Source organism: Pseudarthrobacter sp. MDT1-22 (genome assembly GCF_054511035.1).
Genome location: NZ_JBTNDK010000036.1, coordinates 1 through 26,992, shown reverse-complemented (window position 1 = coordinate 26,992; position 26,992 = coordinate 1). Strand labels below are relative to the sequence as shown.

Annotated in this window: 24 protein-coding genes and 1 pseudogene; 13 read left to right on the top strand and 12 right to left on the bottom strand. The window is 62.3% G+C overall.

What is annotated here, in order from left to right; translation table 11 throughout:
• The 7 genes and pseudogenes from ACX80M_RS19070 to ACX80M_RS19040 form a co-directional block, all read right to left on the bottom strand.
• Positions 1–148 (bottom strand): annotated as a pseudogene (locus tag ACX80M_RS19070) (3-oxoadipyl-CoA thiolase); the annotation flags it as partial.
• A 45-nt stretch (positions 149–193) separates the two neighbouring features.
• A complete protein-coding gene (gene fabG, locus ACX80M_RS19065; protein WP_252602974.1) occupies positions 194–937 on the bottom strand; it encodes a 3-oxoacyl-ACP reductase FabG in 744 nt (247 codons plus the stop codon).
• Between the two features lie 33 nt (positions 938–970).
• A complete protein-coding gene (locus ACX80M_RS19060; protein WP_459310174.1) occupies positions 971–1,990 on the bottom strand; it encodes a cyclase family protein in 1,020 nt (339 codons plus the stop codon).
• Positions 1,987–3,114, bottom strand: a complete 1,128-nt coding sequence (locus tag ACX80M_RS19055) for a zinc-dependent alcohol dehydrogenase (RefSeq protein WP_459310173.1) — start codon at positions 3,112–3,114, stop codon at positions 1,987–1,989. Before ACX80M_RS19055 ends, ACX80M_RS19060 begins: the two co-directional genes overlap by 4 nt.
• Before the next feature lie 31 nt (positions 3,115–3,145).
• A complete protein-coding gene (locus ACX80M_RS19050) occupies positions 3,146–4,261 on the bottom strand; it encodes a mandelate racemase/muconate lactonizing enzyme family protein (protein WP_459310172.1) in 1,116 nt (371 codons plus the stop codon).
• A 25-nt stretch (positions 4,262–4,286) separates the two neighbouring features.
• Positions 4,287–5,066, bottom strand: coding sequence for a CoA-transferase subunit beta (locus ACX80M_RS19045; RefSeq protein WP_252602983.1), 780 nt, complete (start codon positions 5,064–5,066; stop codon positions 4,287–4,289).
• Complete coding sequence (locus ACX80M_RS19040) at positions 5,063–6,082, bottom strand: CoA transferase subunit A (RefSeq protein ID WP_104063589.1); 1,020 nt, start codon at positions 6,080–6,082, stop codon at positions 5,063–5,065. The genes ACX80M_RS19045 and ACX80M_RS19040 overlap by 4 nt, the downstream gene beginning before the upstream one ends.
• 193 nt (positions 6,083–6,275) lie before the next feature.
• Between ACX80M_RS19040 and ACX80M_RS19035 the strand changes: the two genes are divergently transcribed.
• The 3 genes from ACX80M_RS19035 to ACX80M_RS19025 all read left to right on the top strand — a co-directional run bounded on the left by ACX80M_RS19035 (position 6,276) and on the right by ACX80M_RS19025 (position 9,839).
• Complete coding sequence (locus tag ACX80M_RS19035) at positions 6,276–7,172, top strand: LysR family transcriptional regulator (protein WP_459310171.1); 897 nt, start codon at positions 6,276–6,278, stop codon at positions 7,170–7,172.
• 242 nt (positions 7,173–7,414) lie between these two features.
• A complete protein-coding gene (locus ACX80M_RS19030; protein WP_459310170.1) occupies positions 7,415–8,893 on the top strand; it encodes an Nramp family divalent metal transporter in 1,479 nt (492 codons plus the stop codon).
• Positions 8,894–8,969: 76 nt separating this feature from the next.
• Positions 8,970–9,839: an NAD(P)-dependent oxidoreductase gene (locus ACX80M_RS19025; RefSeq protein WP_459310169.1), complete on the top strand. Its 870-nt coding sequence runs from the start codon at positions 8,970–8,972 to the stop codon at positions 9,837–9,839.
• Positions 9,840–9,901: 62 nt separating this feature from the next.
• On the opposite strand, the gene ACX80M_RS19020 is transcribed toward ACX80M_RS19025, so the two are convergent.
• Positions 9,902–11,002, bottom strand: coding sequence for an NAD(P)-dependent alcohol dehydrogenase (locus ACX80M_RS19020; RefSeq protein WP_459310168.1), 1,101 nt, complete (start codon positions 11,000–11,002; stop codon positions 9,902–9,904).
• 58 nt (positions 11,003–11,060) lie between these two features.
• Positions 11,061–11,372, bottom strand: a complete 312-nt coding sequence (locus ACX80M_RS19015; protein ID WP_459310167.1) for a hypothetical protein — start codon at positions 11,370–11,372, stop codon at positions 11,061–11,063.
• An 85-nt stretch (positions 11,373–11,457) separates the two neighbouring features.
• Here ACX80M_RS19015 and ACX80M_RS19010 point away from each other — a divergent pair, with 85 nt between their 5' ends.
• The gene (locus ACX80M_RS19010) at positions 11,458–12,033 is read left to right on the top strand and encodes a TetR/AcrR family transcriptional regulator (protein ID WP_459310166.1); all 576 of its coding nucleotides are present in this window, start codon (positions 11,458–11,460) and stop codon (positions 12,031–12,033) included.
• Between the two features lie 157 nt (positions 12,034–12,190).
• On the top strand, positions 12,191–12,832 hold the full coding sequence (locus tag ACX80M_RS19005; RefSeq protein WP_058932670.1) for an NADPH-dependent F420 reductase: 642 nt from the start codon (positions 12,191–12,193) through the stop codon (positions 12,830–12,832).
• 117 nt (positions 12,833–12,949) lie between these two features.
• Here the strand turns inward: ACX80M_RS19005 and ACX80M_RS19000 are convergent, their stop codons facing one another.
• Genes ACX80M_RS19000 through ACX80M_RS18990 form a run of 3 tightly spaced genes read right to left on the bottom strand, consistent with a single transcriptional unit; the run spans position 12,950 to position 16,958 of the window.
• Complete coding sequence (locus ACX80M_RS19000) at positions 12,950–14,056, bottom strand: NAD(P)-dependent alcohol dehydrogenase (RefSeq protein ID WP_459310165.1); 1,107 nt, start codon at positions 14,054–14,056, stop codon at positions 12,950–12,952.
• A 32-nt stretch (positions 14,057–14,088) separates the two neighbouring features.
• The gene (locus ACX80M_RS18995) at positions 14,089–15,540 is read right to left on the bottom strand and encodes an aldehyde dehydrogenase (protein ID WP_252603003.1); all 1,452 of its coding nucleotides are present in this window, start codon (positions 15,538–15,540) and stop codon (positions 14,089–14,091) included.
• Positions 15,541–15,599: 59 nt separating this feature from the next.
• Positions 15,600–16,958 carry an MFS transporter gene (locus tag ACX80M_RS18990; protein WP_252603005.1) on the bottom strand — a complete coding sequence of 453 codons (1,359 nt, stop codon included), beginning with the start codon at positions 16,956–16,958 and terminating at the stop codon, positions 15,600–15,602.
• A 167-nt stretch (positions 16,959–17,125) separates the two neighbouring features.
• Here ACX80M_RS18990 and ACX80M_RS18985 point away from each other — a divergent pair, with 167 nt between their 5' ends.
• From ACX80M_RS18985 to ACX80M_RS18950, 8 genes are all read left to right on the top strand, one after another.
• The gene (locus tag ACX80M_RS18985) at positions 17,126–17,959 is read left to right on the top strand and encodes a PaaX family transcriptional regulator (protein ID WP_459310164.1); all 834 of its coding nucleotides are present in this window, start codon (positions 17,126–17,128) and stop codon (positions 17,957–17,959) included.
• Positions 17,960–18,080: 121 nt separating this feature from the next.
• The gene (locus ACX80M_RS18980; RefSeq protein ID WP_459310163.1) at positions 18,081–19,655 is read left to right on the top strand and encodes an FAD-dependent monooxygenase; all 1,575 of its coding nucleotides are present in this window, start codon (positions 18,081–18,083) and stop codon (positions 19,653–19,655) included.
• Positions 19,648–21,684 (top strand): acetate--CoA ligase family protein, encoded by a 2,037-nt coding sequence (locus ACX80M_RS18975; RefSeq protein WP_058929028.1) that lies wholly within the window; start codon positions 19,648–19,650, stop codon positions 21,682–21,684. Before ACX80M_RS18980 ends, ACX80M_RS18975 begins: the two co-directional genes overlap by 8 nt.
• Entirely contained in the window at positions 21,681–23,354 is a 1,674-nt protein-coding gene (locus ACX80M_RS18970; protein WP_459310162.1) for a (2,3-dihydroxybenzoyl)adenylate synthase, read from the top strand. The genes ACX80M_RS18975 and ACX80M_RS18970 overlap by 4 nt, the downstream gene beginning before the upstream one ends.
• A gap of 7 nt (positions 23,355–23,361) precedes the next feature.
• On the top strand, positions 23,362–24,486 hold the full coding sequence (locus tag ACX80M_RS18965) for a cupin domain-containing protein (RefSeq protein ID WP_459310161.1): 1,125 nt from the start codon (positions 23,362–23,364) through the stop codon (positions 24,484–24,486).
• The gene (locus tag ACX80M_RS18960) at positions 24,483–25,304 is read left to right on the top strand and encodes a fumarylacetoacetate hydrolase family protein (protein WP_058929031.1); all 822 of its coding nucleotides are present in this window, start codon (positions 24,483–24,485) and stop codon (positions 25,302–25,304) included. The genes ACX80M_RS18965 and ACX80M_RS18960 overlap by 4 nt, the downstream gene beginning before the upstream one ends.
• Positions 25,304–26,092 (top strand): maleylpyruvate isomerase family mycothiol-dependent enzyme, encoded by a 789-nt coding sequence (locus tag ACX80M_RS18955; protein ID WP_459310160.1) that lies wholly within the window; start codon positions 25,304–25,306, stop codon positions 26,090–26,092. The genes ACX80M_RS18960 and ACX80M_RS18955 overlap by 1 nt, the downstream gene beginning before the upstream one ends.
• Before the next feature lie 48 nt (positions 26,093–26,140).
• The gene (locus ACX80M_RS18950) at positions 26,141–26,719 is read left to right on the top strand and encodes an adenylate kinase (protein ID WP_459310159.1); all 579 of its coding nucleotides are present in this window, start codon (positions 26,141–26,143) and stop codon (positions 26,717–26,719) included.
• Positions 26,720–26,992 lie beyond the last annotated feature (273 nt).

Sequence of the window (26,992 nt, the reverse complement as noted above, 5' to 3'; positions counted from 1 at the left end):
CAATCCGCTCGGGATCCAGCCCGGGGGCCCGCTTCACGGATTCGGTGATGACGTGGGCGGCAAGGTCATCCGGGCGGACGGCGGCAAGGCCGGAGCCGAACTTACCGAACGGGGTGCGCACGGCGTCGTACACAAAAGCCTGATTCATAATGGTCCTCTTCTTTCCTATTGTCTTGGAGCCGTGAAACGCGAATTAGATGTTTCGTCCGCCCGCGATCTCCAGCACCGTGCCCGTCATATAGCTGGACAGGTCACTCGCAAGGAACAGGATTACCGAGGCCACTTCCTCCGGTTCCCCAAAGCGTGCGAGCGGCACCTCGGAGAGGCGTGCCTCGAGTACTTCAGGCTTCATAGAATCGATCAAGGCCGTGCGGATGATTCCGGGCTGGACAGCGTTGACTCTCACGTTGGCGAAGCCGACTTCCTTGGCGGCGGCCTTGGTCAGGCCCACAATGCCGGCCTTGGCAGAGCTGTAGTTTGTCTGGCCCGGATTCCCGACCTTTCCGGAGATTGAGGACACGTTGATGATCGATCCACCGCTAGGCTGCTCACGCATGATGCCCGCCGCGGCGCGGGTGCCGAGCCAGGCTCCCTTGAGGTGAACGGATATGACGGCGTCGAAGTCTTCTTCAGACATCTTCCGCATGGTGGCATCGCGGGTGAACCCTGCGTTGTTGACCCACACGTCGAGTCCGCCGAAGCTTTCACGCGCCGTCCGCGCGAGAGTGTCGACGTCGTCCGCTGACGTCACGTTGCAGCCAATCCCTACGGCACGGCCACCAATACCCAGGCCCGCTGCCGCTTTGGCGGCCTGCTCGGCGTCAAGGTCACCGATGACTACATTCGCACCTTCCCGCGCGAACGCCACCGCGGTGGCCAGTCCCAGGCCGTTGGCACCGCCTGTTATCACGGCTGTGCGATTCTTCAGCAGTTCCATGTACTTCTCCATTCAGTTGTGTTTGCGGGGCGGTCACCGGATTGCGACCGCGTTGGACGGCGAACCAACGCCACCAGGCAACCTGAGCGGCGTTGCGGCGACCATGCAGTCATACTGCCCGTCGGCCTGGCAAGCCTCGGCCAGTTCGTCAAGCTGCCAGAGTTCGCCAATAGCGAGGCCAAGCAACGGTATGAGGATCCGGTGCAGCATGCCGGTATGTGAGGACGCGGGCAATGTCCCCCGCGTGTCGGCATGGACAGTGAGATCCGATGCACTTGCCGGCCAGACTTCCAAGGCGACGTTGTCGGCGGCCGCGAGAGCTATACGATTGTCCCAAAACCATGCAGCAGTGTCGTGGCTCTGTTCCAAACCCACTGACACGAGAGGGGCGCCGGACAATGTGTCAACCCCTGTTTGGGCGTCACGCTTGATCTGGTCGAGGCGATTGCCCAACCAGCCGAAACGCAGCATCAGGATATCGCCTGGTTCGATGCCAACCCCTTGATGCCGGGCTGTTTCCTCCAGCACGCGGACCGGTACGGACCGCGGCTGGGAGTAATCGATGGGGTCCCCAATATGCTCCAGGTACCGCCCGACGTCGAGCAAGACAGCCCTGCCCACGATGCCGTGTTCGGCATAGCGCTGGATTCCCAGGGTCGGGTCTCCGGCGACCAATTTCTCTGGGTCGGCGCCGTTGTAGAAGCCGTAGTCCGGGTGACCGAAATGGCGAAGTCCGTCTATCTGGCTCGTTGCCTGCGGAAAAAGGTTGTCAATCCTGTCGTCCCGATGGAACTCGTTCAGTCCGAAGACAGTGTGCTGCAAGGAGCCGCGGTGGGAAATTAGCGGCGATGGAAAGGCATCTAAGGGAAGGTCAAGGGAGTAGGTTAGACCGCCACGGACCAAGCCAGCGGCCCGGATCCTTCGCGCCGGAGTCAGGAAGTTGAGGGTGCCGAGATCGTCGTTCGCGCCGAATATTCCCCAACTGCTGCCCGGTGGCGCGTCAGTGCGGCCCAACAGGTCGTGGTAACTGGGTAGGCCGTCCTGATGGTTCACGCGTCGTTCATGGATGTCGCATCGCCCCTGTCAGGTAAATCCGGGATGAGCAGGACCTTGCAGGATTCCTCGGACAGGAGTTCGATGGCTTCGTCGAGAGCAGACAGTGGAAGGCGATGAGTGATGAACTTGGACAGGTCCAGTTTGCCGCTGGCCACCAACTCTGCAATCTTCTCCCAGGTTCCCCAGAGAGCGCGGCCGAAGCTACCGGTGAAGGTAAGGCCCTTCTTAATCAAGTAGGCAGCGACATCCACCTCAATCGAACGGCCCGGAATTCCGACGGCGACGATCGTCGCCTCCTTACGCAGTGCTTCAAGGAGCGGCGGCAGTGCTGCAGGGGCCCCGGAGGCTTCGAAGGCGACATCGAAACCGAACTTGGCGCCTGAGAGCCCACGGCAGGCGCCTATAACATCGTCCGTGGGGGCAAGCGGTGTTGCCCCCAGTTCTGCGATCAGGCCCCTGCGGTAGGCGTTCGGTTCAACAACCACCACGTTGCCTGCGCCCAGCGCGCGGGCGATCGCAGCTATGAACAGGCCCACTGGGCCTCCACCGCTGATCACCACATCAGCTCCGGCGAGGTCAACTTTTGATCGCTGGATGGCGTGCATGGCTACCCCAGCCGGTTCCAAGAGGGCGGCCTGTTCAAGGGGAAAATCCTGGGGCAACTTGAAGCAGGCCGTGGCCGGGACGACAAGCCGTTCGGCGAAGCCGCCGTCCAGGTGCAGTCCAAGCAATTTCATGTTGAGGCAGTTGTGGGCGTTTCCGTTACGACACGGGTAGCAGTCCCAGCAGGCGACGTGGGATTCGAGCGCCACCGTGTCCCCGATAGTCAGAGAGTCAACGGCGGATCCGACTTCAATGATTGTGCCAGCGCACTCGTGCCCCAGCACTACCGGGATGTCGAGGTTAAACGCCTGCGCCATGGGTGAGTACTCGTAGAGCTCGCGATCGGTTCCGCAGACCGAGGCTGCTGCGATCTGAATTCTTACCTCATCCACGGAAATTCGCCGTTCGGGATAGGCGCTGACGAAATTGGCACCGCGTTCGGGCTTTGCCTTGACCACGGCGCGCATTGTGCCGATTACATGGAACGATTCTGTCTCGGGAGCACTAAGGGACGTCATTGTGTTGAACCATTCTTCTAGGACTTACCGATTATGAGGCCGGGGCGCCGTCGACGCGGTAGAAGGCGAGCTTTTCCTCGTCGATCCTCGCTCCAACGCCGGCACCCTCCGGTACGTGTATCCGGCCTTCCCGGATGACGAGTGGATCGGCCAGGAGATCGTCGGCCATGTCGAGGAAGTTCGAAAGCTCTCCTGCACGGCGACTTGTGGCCTCATACGCAGCGCCGAACACCACTGTGGCGATGGTCCCGATCTGAGTGTCGATCTGGTTGCCCATGTAGACGTCTACACCGAGTCCGGTGGCCAGTCCCAGTATTTCTTGGGACTCAGTGAAACCGGTCCGTGCAGTCTTGATGCAGAGGCCGTTGCAGCCACCGGAGAGCAGCTCACGTGAAGCATCCCCTGCAGTCGGCACGCTTTCATCACCCACGATCGGGATCGCTGACATCTCCACCAGCCGACGGCGGCCCATTGCTTCCTTGGCGTCGCAGGGCTCCTCGAGGAAACTCAGGCCGAGGCCCTCAGTACGGCGCAGAACTTCAATTGCTTCGTTGGCAGTCCAACCGCGGTTGGCGTCCAGATAGAGTTCCACGTCCTCGCCCAGCCCCTCGCGCAGTACATGGCACGCTTCGACGTCGAGGGCCAGCGGGCGCCTGCCCACTTTGAGTTTGAAGGTGGTGATGCCGTAGTCCTCACCGAAGCGCTGGGCTTCTTCGAGTAGCACCTCGGGCTCTTTGAAGCCGAGCATATGGCTGACCCGCATAGAGGGGGCAAAGCCCCCCAGGAGGCTCCAAACTGAGCTGCCCGTAGCCTGGCCGATGATGTCCCAGAGGGCGATGTCGATTCCGCCCTTGGCCGTGTTGTTGTGAACCGTCCGTCGAAGCACCTGTTGGACCAACTGGCGGCGAAACGGATCCAACCCAGTCAGTGCGGGGGCGAATATGCCGTTGATGACAGCGACGATGGAAGCCTGCGTCTCGCCGTATGTGTAGGGCCGGGGCGGAATGTCCGTCTGGCCGATGATCCCGGTATCGGTGTGGATCCGCAGCAGGACGTGGTCTGCCGTCGTGACTTCGCCACTGGCAAACTTTAACGGCCTGACGTAAGGGATCTCGTAGGGAATTGCCTCTATGCGTTCAATCTTCATGTCCGTGATGTTCTCTCTGTGGCTGTCAGCGGAGGTAGACCCTGCGCGGGTCGATTTCATAACGCAGCAGCCGGAGTTCTTCGGCTGTGGGTTGAGGAGTGACCCTGAGGTCGTTGGAGACTTTAAGGTCCCATCCGGTATTCTCGCGGACCTGCTGAACGGAAATACCTTCATGGACGGCCGACAGCTGTAGCTCATCATGCACACCCGAACGCGTAAGGATTCCGAGCTCCGTGATGACCTTCGTCACGCCTGCTCCCCTGACCCGGCCGCCCTCAGCAAGTGCACGGTCCGGCCCTGGCGAGGTGCAGAAGTCCAACTGCTCCACAAAGGTGCGGGCATCATGACGGCGCATCACGACGAAGACTTCCTTGGAATTAGCAGCCACTTCAACGGCTCCGCCCGATCCGGGCAGCCTCACCTTGGGCTTCTCCCAAGGCCCGATCACAGAAGAATTCAGGTTGCCCCACTTGTCGATCTGCGCTGCGCCAAGGAAACCGACGTCGATGTGGCCGCCTTGGAGGACGTAGCCGAACAGGACCGGCATTGAAAGAACTGCCTCAGCTCCCGTAATGAGGACGGCGTCTGCAATCGTTTCAGGAAGGTGGGAGGGATGGGCCCCACAGACACCGGACTCGTAGACGATTTCGAGATCAGGGGCGGAGGTCATGCTCGCCAGCGATACTGCAAGAGTTGGGAGCCCGATTCCGGCGAAGACCGTGTTGCGGCCTGCCAGTTCTCTCGAGGCGACGACAGTGAGCAGCTCGGTGGCGCTGATGCTTATGTCGGGGGCCAATGAGGTCATTGCGCTTCCTTAGTGTTGTCTCCGGCGCTGTCGGCCGACTCTAGCCGTGTTCCATAGTTGACCTGACCGCTCAGGGCCTGTCCGACGCGGAGCCGGGCTAACGCGCCCTCGCCAAGCTTGGCCAGATACTCTGCGTGATCTTTGGTCCCGTATATCCACTCCTCCATCCATCTTGACAGGCTGACCGGGTCGGCGCTGATGCCTGACCATGAACGGTAAAAGTCGTTGTCCCGGTCGGAGTACCCCTGTGAAAAGGACGGATGGGTGGCCCCGGGGCATTCAACAACAGCATCCACGGCGAGTGCCGGAATCACGGTTCGGTTCGGGTCCGCCCTAATCACGTCGTCGTCAACGATCTCCTCAACGACGACTATGGCGCGTTTGGCCGCGAAGACTGCTTCGGCCTGAATTCCTGTCAGGCCCCACATCTGTGTGTTTCCTGACCGGTCAGCCCGCTGGGCATGCACGATGGTGACGTCCGGATTGATAGGAGGCACGACGTAGATCTCTTCGTACAGCCCGTCCTCATCGGGATAGGGCGAGCTGACCTTGCGCATGCCTTTCTGGATGCTGGGAAGGTCGGATCCGAAATAGGACCGGAGAGGGTAGAACGGTAATCGTTGCGCCCCGGCCAGGTAGCGGCAGATCATTCCGTAGTGGCTATATTCCTGGTAATCGAGCGGGGCGGGCTCCGACCGTTCCACGCGTCGGCGCAGCTCCCCCAGGGATCCGGCCGAGGAGTTGCCGACGAACGAGGACACAAGTGTGCTGATGCATCCGCCGGCCAGCATTTGATCCACCACGATATCCGCGGTCATGCGGACCAGCGTCAGATTCTTCCGGCGCTGGCGGATGATCTCATGGCCAGCGGCCGTAGGTATCGCGTGCGTAAAGCCCTCAATTGCCACGACGTCGCCGTCGTGGACGAACCGGGCAATCGCTTCCTGCATGGAGAGCGCTTTGTTTTTGGTCCTGCCGGGGGAAGCCCCCACTGGCAGCGTGGTCGACGCTGGCATGGTCAACTTGGAACTCCTTCGATACGCAGGGAACGTCGCGTCCTGTTGCTCTACCTTCCCAAACGAACTTATTTGACGTCCAATACCAATAAGGGTCGACGTTATCTATGCTTTAGATATATCGACCGGTGACGCGACCGCCGCGCACGCCGCGTGGCCTCTTACGACCGACAACCACAACGAGGGGTAGGCAGTGGAATTCAAGGAACTCGAGGCGTTCGTCGCCGTGGCCGAAGAACTGCATTTCAGCCGTGCGGCTGAACGGCTGCAAATTGCGCAGCCTCCGCTCAGCTACCGGATCCAACAACTGGAAAAGCAACTCAAGATCAAGCTTTTTAATAGGAATACGCGCTCTGTTACGCTCACGGACGCCGGCGAGAGACTCCTCGGCCCGGCCCGCAGGGTCCTCGCCGATGTCGAACTGGCGAAGGCGGCCGCGCACTCGCTCACGGCCGGTGAATCGGGCCGCGTTCGCCTGGGTTTCGCGGGGGCTTCAAGCAGCAAGATCCTACCGCCGCTGGCCCAGGAGGTTCGGCGACGTTATCCCGGCATCGATTTTGTACTGCAGGGGCAGGTCTACGCCTACGCAGCCTTGGACCAGGTGGTCAGCGGCCGTCTTGACATGGGCTTCGTCCGACTCCCAATCAACCACCCTGACGTCAGTTACCGAATAGTCGAACACGAGCGACTTATCTGCGCCCTCCCCTCTTCGCACCCACTCGCGCGGGAAAAGGAAGTCTCACTTGAGCAGCTTGCCGACGACCCGTTCATCAGTTTTCCGGCCGAAGGAGGCTCCTCTCTGCGGGCCGCCTTGCTCGAGTCCTGCGCACGAGTGGGGATCACACCGAGGATCGTGCAGGAGGCTCCAGATTCCTACACGATTCTTGCCCTCGTGGCGGCCGGTGCAGGTGCCACTCTGACACTTACATCCGTGCAACATGTTCAACCCACCGGTGTGACATATCTGCCGATTGCCGGGGAACCAATCTGGCTTCATGCCGCCATCGCGTGGCGCACTGACAACGCATCACCGGCCCTGGCCCGCGTCCTTGAAGTTTTCGACGAGGTTCTCCCAGGGCCTGTCGCTTAGCGCTATCCCCACCAGCCCGCACTCGATATATCTAGATTTCTAATTGAATGATCGCCCATTGGTATTTGTGTTAGATAGCTGGAGGTCCGTAGCCTTCTCGTAGGAGCTGTTACGAAGGTCACACCCGGCATCCATGCCGGATGCGGCAGCAAGCAGCGCTCCACCCGCCACAGCGACGCTGCCGCCAATGCCGGCAACAGCGAACGCGCTATAGGACACCTCGACGAGAATGAGCCAAGGCCATGAAATTGAATGATCCCCAAGCAGCCAAGGGGCTGGAGGGCAAAGAAGCCTCCGGTTCCGCTGGCCGTGAGAAAATGGGCCGGCTTCCGGCCCTGCGCTGGGCAGAGCTGCCCAAGCCCGTCGGACTCCGTAAAATGCTCGGCCCGGGCATCATCCTGGTAGCCGTCGGCATCGGATCGGGCGAATACATTTCCCACCCTTACATCACCAGCCAGGTTGGGCTGACCTTCCTTTGGGCCGCAGCAGTCGGGCTGGGTCTTCAGTACTTCATCAACACTGAGGTAGCACGCTACACACTCGCCACGGGCGAAACAGCCGTTACCGGATTCACGCGACTCTGGCGCGGCTGGGCTCCGCTGTTTGTCATCATGACCGTAGTTCCATTCGCCTGGCCGGGCTGGATGAGCAGCGCTGCCACCATGGTGACCTTCACCGCCGGCGGGCAGGGAAGTGTCCAATGGATCGCTGTCGGCGGCCTCGTCATCATCGGGCTAGTACTTACCCTCTCGCCGATCGTCTATAAGACGGTGGAGAAGATCGAGTTCCTGAAGGTCATCGCGATCCTGGTCTTCGCCGTCGTGATTATCCTGTTCGTCATCGGCTGGGAACCGTGGGCCGCGCTGCCCGCGGCGGCTGTCCAGAGTGCCGGGCGCATGCCCGAGGGCATCCCGGCAGCATTCCTTGTCACGGCTATGGTCTTCGCCGGTGGCGGGGGCGCGCTCAATCTGACCGTCAGCAACTACATCCGAGATAAAGGCTGGGGCATGGGAGCCCATGCACCGCGAATTGTCTCGCCGATCACGGGCCACGAAGAAGCCGGCTCTGCCACGGGGACGCAGTTTGAAATCACCCCGGAGAGTGAGGGGCACTGGAAGATTTGGTGGAAGAATGCGAAGACCGAACAGTTCTGGTCCTTCTTCGTCATCGGCCTGTTCACCATCGTGATCTTCTCGCTTCTCGCCTACCGGCTGATGCCCGTTGGTAGCTACCAAGGCAAGGGCGACCTGTCGTTCATTCAGGTACAGGCCAACATCATCGGTGAGCAGTTCGGCGGCCCGCTGCAGACGTTCTATCTGCTCATCGGCACCGTTGCGTTGATGTTCGCGAATCTGGCAGTGGTGGATATCGTGGCCCGTGTTGTCGCCGACGTTCTTGCTGTCAGCTACCTTCGTGACCACAAGTTCTGGACCGAAGCAAAAATCTACAGCACATGCGTATGGACCATGATCGTGCTCGGCGTCATCATCCTCAGTGTGGGCGTCACCCAGCCCATCACCCTTCTGGCCATGGCTGCAATCCTCAACTGCGGGGTCATGGTGGTTTACTGCGCACTCCTCATCCGGCTGAACCGCCGCCTGCACAAAGTAGTCCGCATCAATCGCCCGCGCATCGCAGCCCTGGGCATTGCAGTCCTCTTCTACTCAGGGGTTGCCATCTTCACCACGGTCACTCAGATTCAATCCCTCACGGGCGCGTAAAACCATGAGGCGTGACCGGGCTTTGATGCCCGGTCACGCTTCCTGCGCGTTCCCACCACACGAAAGGATGCTTGGCATGAGCACCCCCCAGATCACCTTCATTGGCGCCGGTGCCATCGGCCTCCCCATGGCCGTGCGAGCCGCCGCAGCAGGCGCCGTAACAGCCGTGGATACGTCAGCTGAGCGTCTCGCGGAAGCCCGCTCGCACGGACTCCAGACGTCAGAATCATTGGCTGCAACCTCCCCCGCCGATATCGTGCTGGTCATGGTGGCGACGGCACAGCAGGCCGTAGCGGTCCTGAACGGACCTGATGGCGTCTACGCTACGGCGGACCCCGGAGCCGTCGTCGTCGTCCTCTCCACCCTAGGCCCCGACGCCATGCAGAAGCTGGCGGCCGAACGCCCAGCCGGAGGCCCCGTGCTGCTGGATGTCCCGGTTACCGGAGGAATCCCGGGGGCAGTTGCCGGAACCCTGACCCTTTTTGCCGCCGGAGACCCGGACGCCATCGAGCAAATACGACCCGTGCTGGAGACGATGGGGAAGGTGGTCTTTTCCGGGCCCAATGTCGGCGACGGGCAGTCCTACAAGATCGTCAACCAGCTCCTGGCCACCAGCCAACTGGTAGTAGCCGCTGAAGCCCTCGCCTTCGCCGAACGGCTCGGCCTCGATACCGGCAAGGTCTTCGACGCGGTAAGGGGAGGCGCCGGAGGATCCTGGATGCTGGAAAATTACGGCCCCCGAATGCTCGACACGAACACCGCTGACATCGCGGCACGCGTAGACATCTTCCTAAAGGACGCAGCCCTGGTGGGCGAGACGGCAGAGCGGATTGGCTTTGAAGGCAAGATGGCAACAGCGACTGTCGCCGTCCTGGAACGCGCTGTTGCCTTGGGGCTCGCAGCCCGCGACGCTTCCAGCGTAATCGACGTCTACCGGCAAAAGTGACCCCGCGGGGTACAACCCCCTCACGCGGCAAAGCTTGCTGAGCGAGGGGGGCGTCCCGCTGGCTAGAAGACGATGACCGGCTTGATCGTCTTCCCGCTCTTGGAATCTTCGAAGCCTTGGTTGATATCGTCAAGAACGTAGTCATTGACGAGCTTCTCGAAGGGAAAACGGCCCTCTTTCCACAGCTGGATCAGCCGTGGAATAAAGACCTGTGGGACGGAGCTGCCCTGGACCACGGTTTTGAAGGTCCAACCTTTCACAAGCGAGGCGCCGATCTCGAAACTGACCTCAGTACCAGGCTTTGCCGCGCCAACCAGAGCGACCGTTCCGCGAACGCCCAGTGAATCGGCTGCCTGACGGAGGAGCGCAGGAATGCCAGTAGTGTCCACCACATAGTCAACTCCGGCGTCAGCTGTGATTTCTCGGAGCCGATCCGCCAGATTTTCCGTCTTTGAGTTTATGACGTGAGTGGCACCGAGCTCGCGGGCGAGCTCCAGGCGGGCGTCGTGAATATCGACGGCGATGATGGTGGCACAATCTGCCACCCGTGCCGCCATGACTGCGGCGCAGCCGACAGCGCCCGTGCCGAAAACGGCAAGCGAAGACCCGATTTCAGGCCGGAGCTCATTGAGGACGGTGCCTGCACCCGTGTTGATGCCACAACCGAGTGGACCCAGGTGCTCAAGAGGGACATCCTTGTCAACGCGGACTATGGATTCTTCGACCACGTTTGCGTGGGTGGCGAAGGATGACTGGCCAAAGAAGTGGGACGAAATGGCCTCGCCGTCCTTACTCAGTGCGGTGGCACCGTCCAGACGGCGGCCGCCGAAATCGGCAGCCATCAGGTTCTCACAGTAAGACATCTGGCCGTTCCGGCAGCGCTTGCAATGGCCGCAGTATGCGGCTGCCAACACCACATGGTCGCCCGGCACCACCGAGACAACCGAGTCGCCGACCTCCTCGACGATGCCGGCCCCCTCGTGGCCGAGAACGGCGGGCAGCGGGGTGGGATAGATTCCATCGCGAACGAGAGTGTCCGTGTGGCAGATCCCGGTCGCAACCATGCGGACCCTGACTTCGTTGGACCTCAGGGCGTCCAGTTCAAGCTGTTCAATCGTGAATGGCGCGCCCTGCTTGCGCGCGACAGCGGCAGTTATCTGCACGGCAATCTCCTTCTTATGTTGGCCGGGGTGCCGAAGCGCCCCGAGAGTCGCGAAGCCGCTAATTGCGTTTCGCGCGGCGCTGCGCTCTGGTGCGCGTCGCCCGTCCTATCTGGGTCTGGAGCAACAAGAGGCGCGGCACCGCGAGGTACACGGCAGTGGGGACCACCACAAGGGTCAGTACGAACGCTCGCAGGACCGGATGCCACTGCGGAACCAATGCTCCCAGCGCGCACATCCCCGTGGCCGCCAGCGGAAATATCGCCAACCAGGTCACGACGGCCCTCACATGCACGGATGCCATACCGACGCCCCTGTGATGATGCACGTCGATTTCGTCCGCTGCAAGCAGCGCCTTGCCGTCGTGCTCCACTCAATCTCCAAACGTTTGGTTGGAGTTGATATTACTGAGCACGGCCGTGCAAATGCAAACGAACGGTTGGAGATAAAATGGCGGCATGGCCTGGGACACTGACGCGACACGAAAGAAGATCCTTGATGCAGCTATTGCCGAGTTTTCAGAACGCGGCTTCTCCGGTGCACGCATCCATCAGATCTCCCAGAACTCAGCGTGTAATCGCGAACGGATCTACTTCTATTTCGGCGGCAAGACCCAACTCTTCGAAGCGGCATTGACGCACCAACTCGTCACCGCCTTGGACGACCTTCCCGTCATCGGCTCAGGCCCCGAAGCCATTGCCGATTTTGCGGGCCGCTACTTTGACTTTTCCAGAAGCCGGCCAAGTCTCGCACGACTAACTTTCTGGGAGGGTCTCGAACGGGGCCATCCTGTCGGCGCCGAGGGCCGGGCCCTCCATTCGTCGAACAAGGTATCCGAGATCCGTGCCGCGCTCCCCGCAATAAGCGAAGCCGGTGCTGAGGACCTCCTGCTGACAATCGTCACTCTGTGCCATGCCTGGATATCGACCCCGAACGTTCATCTCGTTATTACCGGCGAGCCGGACGAGGAACGCAGGCGCGCAGCCATCATGCGGGTCAGTGAACTGCTGGCTTTCGACGCAGGTACGGACTAGACACCCTGAGCAAATGGCCAGGCAATCGGCCCAGCAAGATACTTGACGCTTCAACTTTCCTGCCCTATATTTAATTGTAGCTTCAAGTATCGATCCTCCAGAAGAACAGAATCCGATGAAAAACCTCCTTGCCCGCGTATTCGGAAAGAAGAACCACATGACGAACCTGACAATCATTGGAAACGGCACCATGGCTCGTGGCATTGCCACCCGCGCCCTCGCCGGCGGCCACACGATTGAGATCCTCGGACAAGACGCGACCAAAGCGCGGAAGCTTGCCACCGAGCTTGGCACCGGCGTCACCTTCGGCACGACGGACGATGCCCCCCAGGGTGACATCGTGGTGTTGGCCGTGCCCTTCGACGCCGCCAAGTCGGTCGTCAGCGCCTATGGCGAAGCTTTGGCCGGCAAGACCATCGTGGACATCACCAACCCCGTGAACTTCGATACCTTCGATTCCCTCGTTGTGGAACCCGGCAACTCAGCCGCCGAAGAAATCGCCCAACTCACGCCGGCAGGTTCGAACGTCGTGAAGGCCTTCAACACGACCTTTGCGGGCACCCTGGTTGCCGGCGAGTCAGGTGGACAGCCACTGGATGTCTTCATCGCCGGAGACAATGCGGGTGCCAACGCGGCCGTCAGCAACCTCGTCAGCGGCGGCGGCATGCGCCCGCTCGTCGTCGGTCCACTCAAACGCGCAAGGGAACTCGAGGGCTTCCAGTTCGTGCTCATGACCATGCAGGCAAACCCCGAGTTCGCCGATTTCAACTGGGACACTGGCCTCTTGGTCACCAAGTAGTTCAACCGGGCGACAGCCCCCGGACACAGGAAGAGGACGACGGCGGGTACGCACCCGCCGTCGTCCTCTTCCTGCGTGAGGTTCACGAATCCTCGCCGTCAGGTGACTACCAGACTGCTAGAAGACAATGACAGGCTTGACGACCGTTCCATTGGCGGAGTCCTCGAAGCCCTGGTTGATCTCACTCAAGGCGTAGTTGCGCATCAGCTTGTCCATGGGGAAACGGCCTTCCTTCCACAACTCGATGAGCTTGGGAATGAATACTTGGGGCACTGAGCTGCCTTGGATCACGGTCTTGAACGTCCAGCCCTTAACCAGGGAGAGGCCGATTTCGAAGGACACCTCTGTCCCGGGTTTTGCGGCGCCTACCAAGGCCAAGGTTCCACGGAGGGCAAGAGCATCGGCCGCTTTGCGGAGCAGTTCCGGACGGGCCGTTGTGTCGATCACGTAATCGGCGCCGCGGCCATCCGTCAGACGAAGGATCTCGTCCGTGAGGTCCGCTTCCTGCGTGTTGATGACGTCCGTCGCTCCGAGTTCCTTGGCGAGATCCAGCCGGGAGGTGTGGATGTCCACTGCAATGATGCGTGCGCACCCTGCCACCCCGCCGGCCATGATGGCACCGGATCCTACGGCTCCGGTGCCGATGACCACGAGCGTACTGTTCAACGCCGGCTTAAGTTCGTTGAGCACCGCACCGGCTCCGGTCTGGATGCCGCAACCCAAGGGTGCAACAACCTCGAGCGGGACGTCGGAACCGACCCGAACGACGCTTTCCTCGACGACGTTGGCGTATGTGGCGAATGACGACTGACCGAAGAAGTGGGAGGAAACCACTTCGCCGTCCTTGCTCAGTGCCGTGCTTCCGTCAGGCCTCCTGCCGCCGAAGTCTGCCGCGAAGAGGTTCTCGCAGTACGCCATCTCGCCGGATCGGCAGCGGTCACATTTTCCGCAATATGCGGCCGCGAGCAGTACATGGTCGCCCGGCTGCACCGTTGTGACGGAAGACCCTATCTGCTCCACAATTCCTGCCCCTTCGTGTCCAAGGACGGCGGGCAAGGGTGTCGGATAGACCTGATCTCGGACGATGGCGTCCGTGTGGCACACGCCAGTGGCCACCATCCTTACGAGCACTTCATTCGGGCGGAGATCGTCCAGCTCAAGTTTTTCAATCGTGAGCGGCTGCCGCGGCTCACGGGCTACTGCTGCGGTTACCTGCATGGTCATGTTTTTCCTGTTCGGATACGTCGGCTGTTGATTCAGAACGGGTACTGCTGGTCGGACTGCTCCACGGTGATCCACTTCAGTTCCGTGAACTCGTTGATGACGGCCCTGCCATCGAACCTGCCGTAGCCGCTGTTCTTCATGCCGCCGTATGGAGCCTGGGCCTCGTTCTGGACGGTTGCCCCGTTGACATGGACGTGTCCTGCCTGAATTCGCATGGCAACCTGCAAGGCCCGGGTGCTGTCAGCGCCGAAAACGGCGGCGGCAAGGCCGTATTCGGTGTCATTTGCCACCTGGACCGCCTCTTCGATGCCAGAGACGCGGACTACCGTGGTGATGGGTCCGAAGGTTTCCTGGTCGTAGATAGACATTTCCGGGCTTACCTTGTCGATGATCGTGGCAGGCATTGCAGCACCGTTGGCACGGTCACCGACTACAAGCTCAGCACCTTTGGCCAGTGCGTCATCGATGAGTGCGTTGATGCGTGCGCCAGACTCTTCGCGGATCATGGGTCCGACGATGCAGGTCTCGTCCGTGAAGGGGTCTCCGGCGCTCAGCTGCGCCGCGCGTGCCGCGAACTTCGCGACAAATTCGTCGGCAACACTCTCATCAACTACGAACCGTTCGGTGGACATGCAGATCTGGCCCTGGTAGAGGAATGATCCGAAGACAGCCGCATTGACGGCGCCGTCGATGTCGGCGTCATCGAGGACGACGAACGGTGCCTTGCCGCCGAGTTCAAGAAGTACGGGCTTGAGGTAGCGGGCAGCCTTTTCGGCAATGATGCGTCCTACTGCTGTGGATCCGGTGAAGTTGATTCGGCGAACCGCCGGATGCGCGATGATCGCTTCCACCACCCGGTCAGAGTCCTCAGCGGTGCTTGTCAGGAAGTTCAGGACACCGGCGGGTACGCCGGCCTCGTGCAAGACCTCCGCAATGATTGCGTGGGTCCGTGGGCTGGTTTCCGAGGCTCGGAAGACCACCGTGTTGCCGCAAACGATGGGATAGGCAAGGGCCCGGGCTGCGAGCACGCCGGCCCCGTTCCAGGGTGCCATGCTGAGGACCACGCCGGCGGGCTGGCGCACAGTCATCGAGAGTGTGCCCGGCTTGTCCGTCGGAAGCGTCTCACCCTGAATCTGGGTGGCAAGTCCAGCGGCTTCGCGGAACAGCTGCGCCGTGAGGAACACATTGAATCCGGCCCAGAGCTGTGCCGCACCAACTTCCGCCATCATCGTTTCGATGAACTCCGGGCCGCGTCGCTCCATGATCTCGGCGGCCTTCAGCATCACGGCGCGTCGTTCGCTGGGACCGGTGGTGGACCATGTGGCAAATGCCTTCGAGGCAGATTCAACAGCATCGAGTGCGTCATTCACATCTGCTGCAGCGCTCTCGGTCACGAGTGCGCCTGTCACCGGGTGCCGCCGCTCAAAAGTCTTGCCTTCGCGGCCGGCACGAGCCTGGTTGTCAATGATGAGTTGCGTTTGCAAGGGGGTCTCCTTAGTTGATGCCGGTCCGGCCGGCATCGGTGTGGTCGGCTATTTGGTTCTTAGTGATGGGTATTGTTGCTGGTCGTATCAGTCGCGGGGGTCTCGCCAGTAGTAGTTCCCCGCGTTGCCGCGTCGGGTAGGCCCGGTACGGTCAGAACGGCTACTACGCCAATGCCGGCGGCGATGGCCCACACGGAGAAGTTGATGAAGTTGCCGAGTGCAGCTGCCACGAGGACGCCACCACCGGAGATCGCCAGTACTGCGCCGATCCGCCCCACGCCCAGCGTGATTCCGAGGGCGGTGGCTCGGGTTGCGCCGGAGAAGTACGTGGCAACGAAGCCGTTTACCAGTATTTGCGCTCCCACTGATCCGAAGCCGACAACTGCCACCAGGGCGTACATGGCCACGAGAGGCATGATGCCTGTTCCCATCAGGACAAGGGCGATTCCGGAGCTGGCAAAGGCGACGGCCGTTACCCGGCGGGGACCGAACCGGTCAGCCAGACGGGAGGACACCAGAACACCTACGACGGCTCCAATGTTGACGGTGAGGAGGAATGTCAGCGAAGAAGCCAGAGAGTACTTGGCGATGATCATGAGCTGTGGCAGCCAGGTGTTCAGCCCGTATACGAGCGTTTGGCCACAGATTCCGGCCAGGCAGAACAGGATCATTGCGCCAAGCAGGCGTCCAGTCAGGAGCGTGCGGAAACGGCCGGGTTCGGGGGCGTCGGTGTGAACCCGTGCCGGCGGCAGCAGGTCCAGCCCGTATTCGGCGACGATGCGTTCCGCGTTGGCCCGGTCACCTTTCGCTGCGAGGAAGGCCGGGGACTCGGGAAGGTATTTGAACAGCAGCGGGACAACGGTGACGAGTGGAATACCGCCCAAGGCGAGCATGCCCTGGAATCCCAGCGACGGCAGGAACGCGAGAGCAAGAAGTGCGGCGAGAATGCCTCCGACAGCGTAGCCGGAGAACATCAGGGCGTTATTGAAGTTGCGTCGGTTCGACTTTGAGAACTCCACGGTAAGTGCGATGGCCGTCGGGATGACACCACCGAGTCCGAGGCCTGCCAGGAAGCGGAACAAACCAAAGAGTTCAGGGGTCGGCGCCCAGGCGGTCAAGAGCATCAGCGAAGAGAAGGCCGCGATGGAAACCATCATGACCTTCCGGCGGCCGACGATGTCGGTGAGGTATCCGATGAGGATGGCGCCAATAAACATGCCAGCCAAGGCGTAGCTGCCGATGGCACCGGTCTCCACCGGCGTCAGGCCCCAGGGCTCGTAAGCCAGGAGCTTGGGAACAATGGCGCCATAGACAACGAGGTCATAGCCGTCGAAGACGATGGCAAGGAAACACAAAAAGATGACGACGGCGGGCGACTTGCGCGGGCGGGCCGACGATGATGATTGGGGGAACGTCATTAGGGGCTCCAGGTGATATACACAACGTTGTGATGTGCCAGAGATAGGTGGGTGACCGTCTGTGATCTGACCCACAATCGAATGTAACATGAAAATGTCGTTCGTCAATAGACGTGTTGCACGTTTAGGGATGCATGACTCACCCAGCTGACACTTAGAGGAGTCTTATGCAGTGGAAACCAAGAGCCCTGATCCTGGACCTGTTCGGCGACTACCTTCGATATGCCGGCAGCGAGGTTCGGCTTGCCGACATCACGGAACTCCTAGCGGTCTTTGACATCGAAGCAGCCACAGTCCGCGTCAACCTTTCCCGCCTACGCAAAGAGGGGTGGTTCACTACGAGGCGCATCGGGCGGGAAACGGTCTACTCACTGACTCCCCACATGCTTGAGATCCTCAACGAGGGGCGAGAGCGGATCTTCCGACGTCGGGACGAGACCTGGCAGGGGCGCTGGACCATGGCCATCTACCAAGTCCCAGAAGCCGAACGTGCCGTCCGTGAACAGCTCCGAAAGCAACTCGCATGGCACGGGTTTGGCCAGCTGTCGCCATCAACCTGGCTGAGCCCACACGACCTCATCTCCGAGGTCCGCGAAATCGCCGCCGAGAACCCGCTGGCCAAGGTGGATGCGCTTTGGTGCGGAACCGGCGACCTGCAGGAGGACAGGGGGCTCGCCGCCCGCTGCTGGGATTTGGATCAGCTGGGCGCCGACTACCGGCACTTCATCCACAACTACGCCGCTCTGGATAACGAGGGTGTAAATGCGGACAAGGACGGTCGGACGGCCCTCATCGAACGGATGCATGTCATCGGCGACTTCCGCCGCTTCCCGTTCCGTGATCCTTACCTGCCCCGCGAACTGCAGCCCGATAGCTGGCCCAGCAGTGAGGCCTACACCCTGTTCGGTGCCGTGCACCGCCAGCTCGGGCCCGCAGCCACGGAATTCATCTCCAGCATCATCGGCCAGTCCGTGGGGCAGGGCCAGGAGGTAGCGTCGTAGACACGACCCCCGCCGGCCATTGAGAAACATGTAACAAATAGTTGACGTTCAGCGCAGATTGGTTACATAATTGCAGTGAGACCTTTCTCACCGATTTTCCAAACACTAGAAGGTGGCATCGATGGCACTTCGCGTAGCCTGCATTGGCGGCGGTCCCGGCGGACTGTTCTTCTCAACCCTGTTCAAGCAAACCGTTCCCGACGCCGACGTCGTACTCTTTGAACGGAACCAGGCCACGGACGCCTTCGGCTTCGGCGTGGTCTTCTCCGACGCAACACTGAATCGGATCAATGATGCCGATTCTGTTGTCCGGGACGGACTCCGGGACCACGGCACGCACTGGGACGACATCGAAGTCTGGCTCAAGGGTGAGCGGAAGTCCTTTGCAGGCAACGGTATGGCCGCCATCTACCGAAAGACCCTCCTGCAGCTGATGCAGGAACGGGCAGCGGAAGCGGGTGTGGACATGCGGTTTGGCCAGTATGTGCCGGACCTGTCACAGCTCGCAGACTTTGACCTGATCGTCGGCGCAGATGGCGCCAACTCATCGACCCGCGAACAACTCGGCGAAGGCCTGGGCCACACAGCCGAGACGGCCGCGGCCAAATTCATCTGGTTTGGCACCAGCCACAAATTCAAGGGCATGACCTTCCTCCACCGGAAGAGCGAGTTCGGCAACTTCGCTGTCCACGGCTACCCGATCAGTAAGGACCTGAGCACCTTCATTGTCGAAACCGATGAGGAAACGTGGCGCCGGGCCGGCCTGGACGAATTCGATGTCAGCCAGCCGCCGGGCCCGTCGGATTTGAAGACGCAGCGGTTCCTCGAAAAGCTTTTCGCCGAGGACATTGCCGGTGAGCCGCTGGTGGCCAACAGCTCCCGGTGGGCGAACTTCCGCACCCGCAGGACCCAGTCCTGGCACAAGGGCAACGTCGTCCTGCTCGGCGACGCCGTGCACACCGCGCACTTCTCCGTAGGGTCCGGCACCAAAATGGCCATGGAAGACGCCATCACCCTCGTCCGGGAAGTCGCAGCCCACCAGGACGATCTCGAAGCTGCCTTCACCAACTATGAAGCCGAGCGCCAGCCGCAGGTTGCCAAAATCCAGAACCAGGCACGCGGTGGACTGAGCTGGTGGGAACACTTCGGTAGGTACTACGACTCCTTCGCCCCCACCCAGTTCACCTTCCACTTCTTCTCCCGCAGCATCGACATCGACAAGATCCGCCAGCGTGACCCGGATCTGGTTGCGTCCACGGAGCAGGACTGGCTGGCCCGGCATGCCCACACACCACTGGAAACACCACTCGACGCCGGATCAATCCGGTTCGGCGGGCGCTTACTCTCTCTGACCCAGCAGGATGGCCAGATCGTCCTGACCGGCACAGGGGGCAGTATCGCCCTGGTCACCGACTCGGACTCGGCCGACGCCACCACAGGACTGCTTCTGACCGCACCGGATACTGAAGAGGACTTGGCAACTGCCTTTGCACAATTGCCAGCCCAGGCTGCCGCCGTTGTCATCCAAGGCGGCAATCCATTCACCCGCATCCTCCTTTCGGAGGAAGCCCGGCTTGGACGCGGCCTCACAACTGTCATCGTCGATGACCGCGGACCGGCATCGAACCTGACACTGGTGCTCTCCGGCCGAGCTGACGCTGTTGCCACCGCAAACGTGGAGGCCACCGATGCATAGCCTGACTCCCCTGTTCGCCCCGAGCGGCATCATCGTCGTTGGCGCCTCCTCCAGCCCCGAGAAGCTCGGCGCAGTCATGGCGCAATCACTCTCTAACTACCCGGGTCCCGTGGAACTCGTGAACAGCCGCGGCGAAAACGGCATGCACACCAGCATCGCTGCCGCCGCAGCCGCCATCCCCGGCGGCCCCGACCTGGCAGTCCTCTGCGTTCCTGCCGCCGCCACTGCCCAAGCGCTGCGTGACAGCGCTGCCAATGGCGCCAGGGCCGCATTGGTTTGCGCCGGCGGTTTCGCCGAAGCCGGCGGTCCCGGCGTCGAATTCGCACACCAGGTGGAGGCTGCTGTCCGTGACACCGGCATCCGGCTGCTCGGCCCGAACACGTCCGGCTTCTTCGTTCCCCACCGCAACCTGCGCGCCAGCTTCGTGCCCGGCGTCGCCGAACTGGAACCGGGTTCGGTGGCAGTCGTCGCGGCCAGCGGCGGTGTGAACCACGTCCTGGCATTCCACCTCCAGCGCTCCGGCGCCGGAGTCAGCCTCGCCGTCGGCATAGGTGCAGGCACGGACATCACCGCACCCGACGTCCTCGACTACCTGATCACTGACGAACAAACAAAGGCTGTAGCACTCCACTTGGAAACGGTGTCAGACGGGCCTGCCCTCATCGACGCCGTCTCGCGCCTCAGTGCGGTCAAACCTGTTGTCGCTCTGGTGGTTGGCCGCAACGATGTCTCCGAGTTTGCACAGTCCCACACCGGAGCGCTGGCCACCTCCTGGCGCACCACACGTGCTGTCCTCAAGCAGGCAGGCGCAGTGATCGTCGACGACGAGAACCAGCTGGTTGCTGCTGTCACCGCGCTGGCGGGGCGCCGGCTAGCGCCGGCTGCAGACCCAGGAGTCGGTCTCATCACCGGACAGGCCGGACCGGGCCTGCTGATCGCCGATGCCCTCCACAGCGCGGGCGTGACGCTGCCGCGTTTGGCGCAGCACAGCCAGGACATCATCGGCACGTTGCTGCCACCTTTGACCTTTCAGGCCAACCCCGTTGACACGGGCCGGCCGGGACCCGGATACGAGAAAATCGTTGCGGCCGTGGCCAACGACCCGGCCATTGACGTCGTCGCCGTTTACGGGCTGACCGAACCCGTAGCGGACCTGCCACTCGCCGTCGCCAATTCCGGCGTGGCCGGCACGATGCCCTTCGTGATCGGTGTGGACGGGCCCGAAGGCGACCTCGAACGCGCACGGAAGTCAGCTCAACAACATGAGCTGCCTTTGATTTCGGGACCAACATCGCTGGCCCATGGCCTCACCGCCCTCGTGAACGACTCCCGGGGACAGTTCGTCCGCGCCGTGTCAGCTCAGCGTCACTTCACGTGGCCGGACCTGAACGGACCGTGGGATGAGAACCGTGCCAAGGAGCTCCTCGGCGCCCTTGGCATCGCCACGCCCGCTCGGCGCCGCTGCAGCACCCGTGCTGCTGCCCATGAGGCGCTGGCTGAACTGGCGACACCTGTCGCCGTAAAGCTGCTCGATGCCGCCGTCCTGCACAAGACCGAGATCGGCGGCGTGCACCTCGGGGTCAACTCCGCCGAGGCCATGGACCGCGCCCTGGACGGCCTTGAGGCCGCCGGAGCCCGCGAGTTCCTGATCGAAGCCATGGCCCCGTCCGGGGTGGACCTGGTTGTCGGTGTTCGCCGTGACCCCGTGTTTGGACCGATCGTGGTTCTTGGTTTGGGAGGCACCGCGGCCGAGGTCTTCGCCGATATCGCCATCCGTTCCGCTCCCCTCTCGGACCAGGCAGCAGAGGGCATGCCCAACGATCTGCAAGCCCGCGAACTCTTGTATGGCTTCCGCTCCGGGCCAATGCTGGATACAACGGAACTGGCTGGCGTTTTGATCAAACTCGGCGATGCCCTCGTCTCCAATGACGCCATCGCTGAGATCGAAATCAATCCCCTGCGCCTGACCCACCACGGACTCGTGGCGCTCGATGCCGTAGTTATCAATGTCGAGGAGGACAAGAAATGACAAGCCACACCAGCGAGGGCACCACCCCCTGGCCAGCCGACCTGGCCGCGGAGTTCCGCGCCAAAGGCTACTGGGAGGACCGCGCCCTGGGCAGCTACATCCTCGAAACAGCCGACCGGTTGCCTCACAAGATCGCAATCGTCGACGGTGACGTGCGGCTCACATACGCCGAACTTGCCAACAGAATGGATGCCGCCGCCGAACGCCTCCTCCAGTTGGGGCTGAAAGCGGACGACCGCATCATGGTCCAGCTGCCCAACGGCTGGCAGTTCGCGCTGCTGACCCTGGCATGCTTCCGCGCCGGCATCATCCCGGTCATGGCGCTGCCGGCACACCGGCAATACGAACTGTCCTTCCTGACGGAGCTCTCTGAGTCCCGGGCCATCGCCGTCCCGGATGTCATCAAGGACTTTGATCACCAGGCCATGGCCGAAGAACTTGCGGCATCCATTCCTGCTCTGGAGATCATCCTCGTTTCCGGTACGGCAAAGCCACTCAACGTACGGCTCGAGGAGATTTTGGCACCACTAAAGGACGTCTCGGCTACCCGGGCACGGCTGGACGCCGCCGCTCCTTCACCGGACTCACCCGCACTGTTCCTGCTCTCCGGCGGCACCACCGGCCTGCCCAAGCTCATCACCAGGACCCACAACGACTACGCCTACAACATCAAGGCCTGCTCCATCCCCACCGCCGTCACCGAGGACACCGTTTACCTCGGGACCCTTCCCGCCAGCCACAACTTCCCGCTGGCCTGCCCCGGAATCCTCGGCATCCTGTTCGCCGGCGGCCGAGTGATAATGCTGCCTAGCCCCGAACCACGCAAAGCCTTCGCCGCAATCGAACGTGAGGGAGTGACACTTTCGACCGCAGTCCCGGCCGTGGCCCAGCGGTGGATCGAATACCAGCAGGAAACCGGCAGCAGCCAACTCGCCACCCTCGAGGTCCTCCAGGTGGGCGGCTCCCGGCTGCCGGACGAAATCGCCCGGAAGGTCAAGCCCGTCCTAGGCGCCACGCTGCAGCAGGTGTTCGGCATGGCCGAGGGACTCATCAACACCACCCGGCTGAACGACCCCGAAGACGTCATCTGCACCACACAGGGCCGCCCCGTCTCCGAAGCCGACGAAGTCCGGATTGTGGACGAGTCCGGTAAGGACCTCCCCGACGGTGTCCCCGGATCCATCCTGACCCGCGGTCCCTATACCCCACGCGGCTATTACCGCGCGCCCGAAGCGAACGCCCGTGCCTTCACCCCGGACGGCTGGTACGCCAGCGGGGACATCGTAGAGCGCCGCCCCGACCGAAACCTGATTGTCCAGGGACGCGACAAGGACATGATCAACCGAGGCGGCGAAAAGATCTCCGCCGAAGAGATCGAAAGCCTGGTCTACCGGATCGAAGACGTCACCATGGCGGCTGCGATCGCGATGCCGGACCAGGTCCTCGGGGAACGGCTCTGCCTCTACATCACGGTCAAACCCGGGACCGAAGTCACCCTCGAACAGATCCAGGACCTGCTGCGCCGCACCGGCGTGGCAGCCTTCAAAATCCCTGAACATCTCGTCGTCGTAGACGAACTACCCACCACCAAAGTGGGAAAAATCAACAAAAAGGACCTCCGCGCCGACATCGCCGAACGCCTGGCGGCTGCCGGCTCCCAAGGAAATTAGGACTGTCATGACCGAGAATCTTACGCATGCCTCCGTTGCCGCCAACCAGCCTGTTCCGGAACCGACCGCAGAAGAGGCTGCCCAGCTCAAAGAGCTGTACACGGATTTCCAGACCGAGAACCTGATTCCGTTGTGGACGCAGATCGGGGATCTCATGCCGATGGTTCCGTCGCCTAAAGCCGTGCCGCATGTGTGGCGCTGGAGCGACCTGTACCCGCTGGCTGCCCGCGCGGGCGATCTGGTGCCGGTGGGCCGCGGCGGGGAACGCCGCGCCATTGCCCTCGCCAACCCGGGGCTGGGCAACACCCCGTACGCCACCCCGACGCTGTGGGCCGCGATCCAGTACCTGGGCGCCCGGGAGACCGCGCCGGAACACCGCCACTCCCAGAACGCCTTCCGGTTCGTCGTCGAGGGCGAGGGCGTCTGGACCGTCGTGAACGGTGACCCGGTCCGGATGTCGCGTGGAGATTTCCTGCTGACCCCGGGCTGGAACTTCCACGGCCACCACAACGACACGGATGAGCCGATGGCCTGGATCGACGGGCTGGACATCCCGTTCGTGCATTACGCCGACGCCGGGTTCTTCGAGTTCGGCACCGAGCGCGTCACGGACGAGGCCACCCCGCACATCTCCCGCTCCGAGCGGCTCTGGGCCCACCCGGGCCTGCGCCCGCTCTCGGGCCTGGATGACACCACCAGCTCCCCCATCGCGGCGTACCGGTGGGAATACACCGACCGCGCCCTGACCGAGCAGCTACTCCTGGAGGACGAGGGCCACCCGGCCACCGTGTCCCAGGGCCACGCCGCCGTGCGTTTCACCAACCCGACGACCGGCGGGGACGTGATGCCCACCATCCGGGCCGAATTCCATCGCTTCCGTGACGGCGCCTCCACCGAGGCCCTGCGCGAGGTGGGCTCCAGCGTCTGGCAGGTCTTCGAAGGCCGTGGCAGTGTTGTGCTGAACGGCGAGACCCGGAACCTGGAAAAGGGCGACCTGTTCGTGGTCCCGTCCTGGGCCGAATGGTCCCTGCAGGCCGAGACCGGGTTTGACCTGTTCCGCTTCAGCGACGCCCCCATTTTTGAACGGCTGAATTTTAACCGCACCTACACCGAAGGACGCAAGAACGCATGAGACTCCTCACCCTCCGCACTGAAAACGGCACCAAGGCTGTCCGCCAGGACGGCGACACGCTGACCGAAATTGAAGGGTTCTCCGACGTCGGAGCCCTGCTGAAGGACCCCTCCTGGGAGTCCATCGCCGCCGCTGCCACAGGCGCCACCCACCCGGTCGAGGGCGCTGACCTGGACGCCGTTGTTCCCGCACCGGGCAAGATCATCTGTGTGGGCCACAATTACCGCAACCACATCAAGGAAATGGGCCGGGAAGTCCCCGAGTACCCCACGCTGTTCGCCAAGTACGCCGAATGCCTGATCGGCCCGGACGATGACCTGGCCCTCCCGCAGGAATCCGACACGGTGGACTGGGAGTCCGAACTCGCCGTCGTCATCGGGAAGAAGGGACGCCGGATTTCCGAAGCCGACGCGCCCGCCCACATCGCCGGTTACGCCGTGCTGAACGACGTGTCGATGCGCGACTACCAGTTCCGCACCATACAGTGGCTGCAGGGCAAGACCTGGGAAAAGTCCACCCCGTTCGGACCGGCCCTAGTCACCAAGGACGAGTTCAGCGGCGGCCTCATGACCACCGCGGTCGACGGCGAGATCCAGCAGTCCACGCCCACCAACGACGTCGTCTTCACCCCGGAGTTCCTGGTCTCCTATATCTCCACCATCATCACGCTGAACCCGGGCGACGTCATTGCAACAGGTACCCCGGGCGGTGTGGGCCACGCCCAGGACCCCAAGCGTTACCTGCAGGAAGGCCAGATCCTGGTCACCACCATCGAAGGCCTCGGCCAGCTGAACAACCGCGTGGTCAAGGAATCCTGATGGTCGCACGCCACGACCAAACGACGGACCCGCAGCTGCTCGAATCGCTGCTGCAGGCGCGCCGCGGGACCGCGTTCTTCGCACGAAAGCTCAACGAGCTCTCGGACGCGGACCTCGACGGGCCCTCGCTGCTGCCGGACTGGACCCGCCGCCACGTGACCGCGCACATCGGCTACAACGCCCGGGCCATCGCACGGCTCATTGAGTGGGCGGCCACCGGGGTGGAAACACCCATGTACGCCTCCCCCGAGATCCGGGACCACGAAATCAATTTCGGGGCAACCCTGCCGCCGATTGCGTTGCGGCACCTCTTTGACCACTCAGCGGTGCACCTGAACGTGGAATGGCGCGACCTGCCCGCCGAGGCATGGCTCCACAAGGTCAAAACAGCCCAGGGCCGGACCGTCCCGGCCGAAGAAACCGTGTGGATGCGCACCCGCGAAGTCTGGACCCACGCCGTTGACCTGGACAACGGCGCCACATTCACCGACATCCCGGTCCCGGTCCTGACACGCCTGCTCACGGACATCACCTCCGCCTGGGCAACCCGCGGCACCGACACCGGGTTGCTGGTTCGGGTCACGGACCAGCAACCGGAACTGGAGTTCGGCAGCGACGGCCCCGAGGCACCCCTGGTGGTCTCCGGAACACTTGCCGGCGTGGTCCGCTGGGCAACAGGCCGCGGAACAGACGGCGTCACCGCAACAGGCACAGCCGGCGCTCCAAATAGTGCGACCGGGGCACCGCTCGGGTTGCCCGAGGTGCCCTCGGCACCGAAATGGATTTAGCAGCTCCAGGGCGCAGCCGCGGCAACGTCACTACGAAGGGCTTTTGCGATGACGAAAATTCTAATTATTGGACCTCCCGGCTCGGGAAAAGGCACGCAAGCAGAATGCATTTCCGAGCGCCTCGGCGTCGTGGCCATTTCCACCGGCGACATCTTCCGCGCCAACGTCAAGGGCGAAACGCCGCTTGGTATCGAGGCGAAGAAGTACATGGACAACGGGGACTTTGTTCCGGACAGCGTCACCAACAAGATGGTCCGTGACCGCCTCAGCGAGTCCGACGTCGAAGGCGGCTTCCTCCTGGACGGTTACCCGCGCACCACGGCGCAGGTGGACTACCTCGACGGGATCCTCGCCAACAGTGAAGAGAAGCTCGACGTCGTCCTGCAGCTCACTGCCGACGACGAAGAACTCGTCCACCGGCTCCTCGGCCGTGCCAAGGAGCCCGTCCGGAGCGACGACAACGAAGCTGTAATCCGCCACCGGCTGGACCTGTACCACGAGCAGACCGAGGCCGTTGTGGCCAAGTATGCCGAGCGCGGCATCCTGACCCAAGTTGACGGCATCGGCGGCATCGACGAGGTAACAGACCGCGTCATGCAGGCGATCAAAGGAGCCCAGGCAGTTTAGCCAAATCCCTCCATGCCTCATTTCACGGCTCCACATGGTGCAAGGAGGACACGCTCAGAATCATCCGATCGAGTCGGTAACCAAGAACGGCGCCCGGCACCCGTTTGTGCGGGTTCCGGGCGCCGTGCTTTGTCTTGAGGCTGCCTGCTGCTTAGGCCAGGGCTGCGATGGTGCGGTTCTGGCTGCGGCCGAAGACCAGGGCGTCGATGGAGAACCGGCCTGCCCCGACGATGGCGAGGGCTGCCGCGCCGGCCGCGAGGACGAGCACGAGTT

Excerpts from the sequence above, each read along its gene's own strand:
- ACX80M_RS19005 (WP_058932670.1), top strand. The coding sequence starts at position 12,191 with ATGACGAACCTGACAATCATTGGAAACGGCACCATGGCTCGTGGCATT.
- ACX80M_RS19025 (WP_459310169.1), top strand. The coding sequence starts at position 8,970 with ATGAGCACCCCCCAGATCACCTTCATTGGCGCCGGTGCCATCGGCCTC.
- fabG (WP_252602974.1), bottom strand. The coding sequence starts at position 937 with ATGGAACTGCTGAAGAATCGCACAGCCGTGATAACAGGCGGTGCCAAC.
- ACX80M_RS18950 (WP_459310159.1), top strand. The coding sequence starts at position 26,141 with ATGACGAAAATTCTAATTATTGGACCTCCCGGCTCGGGAAAAGGCACG.
- ACX80M_RS19055 (WP_459310173.1), bottom strand. The coding sequence starts at position 3,114 with ATGACGTCCCTTAGTGCTCCCGAGACAGAATCGTTCCATGTAATCGGC.
- ACX80M_RS18975 (WP_058929028.1), top strand. The coding sequence starts at position 19,648 with ATGCATAGCCTGACTCCCCTGTTCGCCCCGAGCGGCATCATCGTCGTT.
- ACX80M_RS19010 (WP_459310166.1), top strand. The coding sequence starts at position 11,458 with ATGGCCTGGGACACTGACGCGACACGAAAGAAGATCCTTGATGCAGCT.
- ACX80M_RS19030 (WP_459310170.1), top strand. The coding sequence starts at position 7,415 with ATGAAATTGAATGATCCCCAAGCAGCCAAGGGGCTGGAGGGCAAAGAA.
- ACX80M_RS19000 (WP_459310165.1), bottom strand. The coding sequence starts at position 14,056 with ATGACCATGCAGGTAACCGCAGCAGTAGCCCGTGAGCCGCGGCAGCCG.
- ACX80M_RS19045 (WP_252602983.1), bottom strand. The coding sequence starts at position 5,066 with ATGACCTCATTGGCCCCCGACATAAGCATCAGCGCCACCGAGCTGCTC.
- ACX80M_RS19040 (WP_104063589.1), bottom strand. The coding sequence starts at position 6,082 with ATGCCAGCGTCGACCACGCTGCCAGTGGGGGCTTCCCCCGGCAGGACC.
- ACX80M_RS18965 (WP_459310161.1), top strand. The coding sequence starts at position 23,362 with ATGACCGAGAATCTTACGCATGCCTCCGTTGCCGCCAACCAGCCTGTT.
- ACX80M_RS18980 (WP_459310163.1), top strand. The coding sequence starts at position 18,081 with ATGGCACTTCGCGTAGCCTGCATTGGCGGCGGTCCCGGCGGACTGTTC.
- ACX80M_RS18960 (WP_058929031.1), top strand. The coding sequence starts at position 24,483 with ATGAGACTCCTCACCCTCCGCACTGAAAACGGCACCAAGGCTGTCCGC.
- ACX80M_RS18955 (WP_459310160.1), top strand. The coding sequence starts at position 25,304 with ATGGTCGCACGCCACGACCAAACGACGGACCCGCAGCTGCTCGAATCG.
- ACX80M_RS18970 (WP_459310162.1), top strand. The coding sequence starts at position 21,681 with ATGACAAGCCACACCAGCGAGGGCACCACCCCCTGGCCAGCCGACCTG.
- ACX80M_RS19050 (WP_459310172.1), bottom strand. The coding sequence starts at position 4,261 with ATGAAGATTGAACGCATAGAGGCAATTCCCTACGAGATCCCTTACGTC.
- ACX80M_RS18985 (WP_459310164.1), top strand. The coding sequence starts at position 17,126 with ATGCAGTGGAAACCAAGAGCCCTGATCCTGGACCTGTTCGGCGACTAC.
- ACX80M_RS18990 (WP_252603005.1), bottom strand. The coding sequence starts at position 16,958 with ATGACGTTCCCCCAATCATCATCGTCGGCCCGCCCGCGCAAGTCGCCC.